Source organism: Stenotrophomonas sp. GZD-301, assembly GCF_049310345.1.
Classification (GTDB): Bacteria; Pseudomonadota; Gammaproteobacteria; order Xanthomonadales; family Xanthomonadaceae; genus Stenotrophomonas.
Genome location: NZ_JBMOWY010000089.1, coordinates 1 through 4,737, shown reverse-complemented (window position 1 = coordinate 4,737; position 4,737 = coordinate 1). Strand labels below are relative to the sequence as shown.

At 68.0% G+C, this 4,737-nt stretch carries 4 protein-coding genes; 2 read left to right on the top strand and 2 right to left on the bottom strand.

Annotated features, from left to right (window positions below):
- Together ACO6VK_RS20145 and queA are read right to left on the bottom strand one after the other, a co-directional pair.
- The coding region (locus tag ACO6VK_RS20145) for a tRNA-guanine transglycosylase (protein WP_422510243.1) at positions 1–558 on the bottom strand (558 nt) is incomplete at its 3' end.
- A 94-nt stretch (positions 559–652) separates the two neighbouring features.
- Positions 653–1,720 carry a tRNA preQ1(34) S-adenosylmethionine ribosyltransferase-isomerase QueA gene (gene queA, locus ACO6VK_RS20140; protein ID WP_422510241.1) on the bottom strand — a complete coding sequence of 356 codons (1,068 nt, stop codon included), beginning with the start codon at positions 1,718–1,720 and terminating at the stop codon, positions 653–655.
- A 212-nt stretch (positions 1,721–1,932) separates the two neighbouring features.
- Between queA and ACO6VK_RS20135 the strand changes: the two genes are divergently transcribed.
- Positions 1,933–3,429, top strand: coding sequence for an aminotransferase class III-fold pyridoxal phosphate-dependent enzyme (locus tag ACO6VK_RS20135; protein ID WP_422510239.1), 1,497 nt, complete (start codon positions 1,933–1,935; stop codon positions 3,427–3,429).
- 172 nt (positions 3,430–3,601) lie between these two features.
- Entirely contained in the window at positions 3,602–4,195 is a 594-nt protein-coding gene (locus ACO6VK_RS20130; RefSeq protein WP_422510237.1) for a TIGR00730 family Rossman fold protein, read from the top strand.
- The last annotated feature ends 542 nt before the right edge of the window (positions 4,196–4,737 follow it).

Below are 4,737 nucleotides of genomic sequence, written 5' to 3'. Positions count from 1 at the left end.
AGATGCTGCGGCGCGCTGGCCGAGCGCGTTGTGTGTTTTGTGGTGTGGTTTCCCCCACCCCAGGCTCAGCTCCATCGAGGTGCGCGCCACCGGCTCGGTGGCCGGGTATGGGGTGCACTCGTCGAAGATCATCACGATGTCCGAATCGAGCACCTTCTGGATCTTCATGCTCTCCTCGGGCCCGAGGAAGACACGCGCGCCATCGGTGGGCGAGGCGAAGGTCACGCCCTGCTCGGTGATCTTGCGGCGATGCGCCAGCGAGAACACCTGGAAGCCGCCGGAGTCGGTCAGGATCGGTCCGTCCCAGCGCGCGAAGCCGTGCAGGCCGCCGTGGTCGGCGATCACGTCCAGGCCCGGGCGCAGGTACAGGTGGAAGGTGTTGCCGAGGATGATCTCCGCACCCAGCGCGCGGATCTGCTCCGGCAGGATGCCCTTCACCGTGCCATAGGTGCCCACCGGCATGAAGGCCGGCGTTTCGACGGTTCCGCGCGGAAAGGTCAGGCGGCCGCGGCGGGCGCGACCGTCGGTGGTCTGGAGCTGGAACTGGAGTCGGGACATGGAGCGGGCAGTCGGGCAAATAATTGCCCATTGTCGCCGAAAACAGGCCGACGCGGCGGCAAGACCTCCGCGGCGGCGTCGCGCCCCTCCCCGGTCATTCCCCCTGCGGGAACAGCAGCATGGCGTCGCCGTAGCTGAAGAACCGGTATTTCTCCTCGATGGCCGCCCGGTACGCCTCGAACACCCGCGCCTGCCCGGCGAAGGCCGAAATCATCATCAGCAGCGTGCTTTCGGGCAGGTGGAAATTGGTCACCATCGCGTCCACGCTGCGGATCCGGTAGCCCGGCGTGATGAAGATCTGGGTCTCGCCGGCATACGGAAGCAGCTCCCCGTCGCGCATCGCGCTTTCCAGGGCACGCACCACGGTGGTGCCCACGCCGATCACCCGGCCCCCGGCCGCGCGCGTGCGGCGCACCTGCTGGACCAGCTCGGCACCGACATTGAGCCATTCGCGGTGCATGACGTGCTGGTCCAGGTCGTCCACGCGCACCGGCTGGAACGTGCCGGCGCCCACATGCAGGGTCACATGCCCGAAGGCCACCCCCTGCGCCTGCAGGGCTGCCAGCAGCGCTTCGTCGAAATGCAGCCCGGCCGTGGGCGCGGCCACCGCGCCGACCTCGCGGGCGAACACGGTCTGGTAGCGCTCGCGGTCGTCCAGCCCGGGCTCGCGCTGGATGTAAGGCGGCAGCGGCAGGCGGCCGGCATGCAGCAGCCACTGCTCCAGTGCCCCGGGGATGTGGAAGCGCAGGACGTAGAACTCGCCGTCGCGGCCCAGCACCTCGGCCTCGCCGCCGGCATCCAGTGCGATCCGGCTGCCGGCCTTGGGCGACTTGCTGGCGCCCACCTGGGCGCGCGCCTGCTGGGCGCCGAGCAGGCGCTCGATCAGGATCTCGACCCGCCCGCCGCTGGCCTTCTGGCCAAACAGACGGGCCGGAATCACCCGGGTATCGTTGAAGACCAGCAGGTCGCCGGCGCGCAGCAGCTCGGGCAGGTCGCGCACATGGCGATGCTCGAACGCGGCCGGGGCCGGCGGCACCAGCATCAGGCGGCTGGCCGAGCGCTCGGCAAGCGGAGCCTGGGCAATCAGTTCAGGCGGCAGTTCGTAGTTGAAATCGGACTTCTTCAAGGCAGCGCACGGCAACGTGTAGGCAATGTCGGCCATTGTACGACTGGCCCTCGGTAGCAATGCAGGATTGGCCAAACGTCGCGCAAAATGCTGCTATGCAGCAGCGTTTTGCGGGGTTATCGCGCGAAAAACCGCGTGCTAGCATCGAACCGGAAGTCTGATGCACGAGCAGGAATGCCCGAAGCGCGCGCGAATAGACGCGCGTTTTGCTTTTCCGCCGTGCCGCCAATCGTTTCAGGAGATCTGCAATGAGCTTCATCGAACGTCTCGCCCCCCTTCGCGCCCAGCCGGGCACCCGCCTGACCACCGGCCTGGATGACGCCACCCTCGAACGCCTGGCCACCGGCCATCCGGACCTGGTCGCCGCGATCGACGCCGCCGCCGCCGAATTCGAGCGCGTGCGCGCCGACCTGGGCGGCCTGCTGGCGCTGGACGAGCGCGCCCAGATCGACGCCATGCAGGACGGCTTCGTCAATTTCTATGCCGACGACGCGGTGACCCCGTACGTGGCCCTGGCCGCCCGCGGCGCCTGGGTGGTCACGCTCAAGGGCGCGGTGCTGTACGACGCCGGCGGCTACGGCATGCTCGGCTTCGGCCACACCCCGGCGGCCGTGATGGAGGCCATGTCGGCCCCGCAGGTGATGGCCAACGTGATGACCCCGAGCCTGTCCCAGCAGCGCTTCATCGCCGCGCTGCGCCAGGAGATCGGCCACCGTCGCGGCGGCTGCCCGTACAGCCGTTTCATGTGCCTGAATTCGGGTTCCGAAGCGGTCGGCCTGGCCGCGCGCATCGCCGACGTCAACGCCAAGCTGCAGACCGATCCGGGCGCCCGCCACGCCGGAGCCAAAATCAAGCGCGTGGTGGTCAAGGGCAGCTTCCACGGCCGCACCGACCGCCCCGGCCTGTACTCGGACTCCAGCCGCAAAACCTATATGCAGCACCTGGCCAGCTATCGTGGCGAGGACTCCGTGATCGCGATCGCGCCGTATGACGAAGACGCGCTGAAGCGGGTGTTCGCCGAGGCCGAGCAGAACCACTGGTTCGTCGAAGCGGTGTTCCTGGAGCCGGTGATGGGCGAAGGCGATCCGGGCCGTTCGGTGCCGCCGTCGTTCTACGCCCTGGCCCGCGAGCTGACCCGCCAGCACGGCAGCCTGCTGCTGCTGGACTCGATCCAGGCCGGCCTGCGTGCGCATGGCGTGCTGTCGATCGTGGACTACCCCGGTTTCGAGGGGCTGGAGGCGCCGGACATGGAGACCTACTCCAAGGCACTCAACGCCGCCCAGTTCCCGCTGTCGGTGCTGGCCGTCACCGACCACGCCGCCCAGCTGTACCGCAAGGGCATCTACGGCAACACCATGACGTCCAACCCGCGTGCGCTGGACGTGGCCTGCGCCACCCTGTCGCTGCTGACCCCGCAGGTGCGCGAGAACATCCGCGTGCGCGGCGAGGAAGCCGTGCGCAAGCTGGAACAGCTCAAGAGCGAGCTGGGCGGGCTGATCACCAAGGTGCAGGGTACCGGCCTGCTGTTCTCCTGCGAGCTGGCCCCGCAGTTCAAGTGTTACGGCGCCGGCTCCACCGAAGAGTGGCTGCGCAACCACGGCATCAACGTCATTCACGGCGGCGAGAACTCGCTGCGCTTCACCCCGCACTTCGGCATGGACAGCGACGAGCTGGACCTGCTGGTGGGCCTGGTGGGGCGGGCGCTGAAGGAAGGCCCGCGCAGGGAGCAGTCGCAGGCGGCATAAGCCGGCAGCGGACCTGACCACCCCGGTCAGGTCCGGTTTGGCCCCGGCCCGGCGAACGCGCTAAAATCGCCGATCGCATCTGCGGAACCAACCCCGTCACGAGACCGGAACATCGGTCATCGGCGGGGCTTTTTCGTTTCCGCCGCATTACCTCCGAACACAGGAAGATCCAATGAAGTCGATTTGCGTTTACTGTGGCTCCAACCCCGGCAGCAAGCCGATCTACACCGAGCGCGCCATCGCGCTGGGCGACCGCATCGCCCGCGACGGCCTGCGCCTGGTGTACGGCGGCGGCAACGTCGGCCTGATGGGCACCGTGGCCAACGCCGTACTGGCCGGCGGCGGTGACGTCACCGGCGTGATCCCGCAGCAGCTGGCCGACTGGGAAGTGGCCCACCGCGGCCTGACCGAGCTGGAAGTCGTCGGCTCGATGCACGAGCGCAAGTCGCGCATGTTCGACCTGTCCGACGCCTTCGTCGCCCTGCCCGGCGGCTTCGGCACGATGGAAGAGATCTTCGAGATGCTCACCTGGCGCCAGCTCGGCATCGGCAACAAGCCGTGCGCCTTCCTGGACGTGGACGGCTTCTACGCCCCGCTGATCGGCATGATCGACCGCATGGTGGAAGAGCGCTTCCTGCACCCCGAGCAGCGCGCCGACCTCTGGTACGGCTCGGACATCGACGAGATGCTGGAGTGGATGCGCGCCTACGAGCCGGCGCAGGCCTCCAAGTGGATCGACGAGAAGCGCCGCAACGCATTGCGCTGACACCGTAGAGCGGGGCTCTGCCCCGCTGTTCCACCGTGTTGCCTGGTCAACATTCCCACGTAGAGCGGGGCTCTGCCCCGCTGAACCACCGCATTGCCTGGGGAACATTCCCACGTAGAGCGGGGCTCTGCCCCGCTGATCAACAGTGTCGCCTGGTCAACATTGCCGGGTAGAACCCGGCACTACGCCGTTTCCATCGGTGCGGGGCGACCCCGCAGATAGCCGCTGACACCGTAGAGCGGGGCTCTGCCCCGCTGATCCACCGTGTTGCCTGGTCAACATTGCCGGGTAGAACCCGGCACTACGCCGTTTCCATTGGCGCGGGGCGGCCCAGCAGATAGCCGCTGACACCGTAGAGCGGGGCTCTGCCCCGCTGCTCCACCGTGTCGCCGGGTCAACATTGCCGGGTAGAACCCGGCACTACGCCGTTTCCATCGGCGCAGGGCGGCCCAGCAGATAGTCGCTGACACCGTAGAGCGGGGCTCTGCCCCGCTGATCAACCGTGTCGCCGGGCGAACAGTGCCGGGTACAACCCGGCACTA